This is a genomic window from Variovorax sp. E3, from assembly GCF_016082275.1.
Taxonomy (GTDB): Bacteria; Pseudomonadota; Gammaproteobacteria; order Burkholderiales; family Burkholderiaceae_C; genus Variovorax.
Map to the genome: position 1 here is coordinate 1 of NZ_MOWM01000380.1, position 560 is coordinate 560.

Below are 560 nucleotides of genomic sequence, written 5' to 3' on the forward strand. Positions count from 1 at the left end.
CGACTGCAAGAGCCCCGCGAGCTCGTCGCGCAGCGCGCCGCGCGGCACCTGCAGCAGCGCGGGCGCGGCGTCGACCAGCCGGCCGCGCAGGCGGTCGACTTCGAGCAGCGCCAGCATCAGCGTGCCAGAGCGGATGTGCTGCTGGCCCAGCAGCATCGAGCTCATGAGCCAGGCCTCCTGGAACAACGGCGCGAAGTCGGGCGCCAGGCTCGGCGTGCGGCCGTTGCCGCGCTTGAAGGTGTCCAGCGACTTCTGCAGCTGCGCCTGCACGGTGTCGGGCCGGATGCCGAAGCGCCCGAACACCAGCCGCAGGTCGGGCGCCTCGTTGTCCACCAGCTTCAGCAGCAGGTGCTCCAGGTCGACGTTGTAGTGCGTCTGCTGCACGCACAGCTCGGCCGCCTGCTCCATGGCGCGCTTGCACTCCGGGTTGAGCCGGCCGAGCAGGGTGCGGATGTCGATGTCCATAGGGAAAAGGAAAGTGCGTCTCAGGCGGCGGGCGTGTCGCCGCCGTCGCTGGTCAGGGTGTGTTGAACGGGGGGCAGCGGGCCCGGAAAGAAGGG

The 560-nt window shown here is 70.4% G+C and carries 1 protein-coding gene; it reads right to left on the bottom strand.

The window, feature by feature from the left end; all coding sequences use genetic code 11:
• Positions 1–465, bottom strand: a 465-nt coding sequence (locus BMG07_RS40975; RefSeq protein WP_307867346.1) for a Clp protease N-terminal domain-containing protein, incomplete at its 3' end; no start/stop codon positions are given.
• Positions 466–560: the final 95 nt, after the last annotated feature.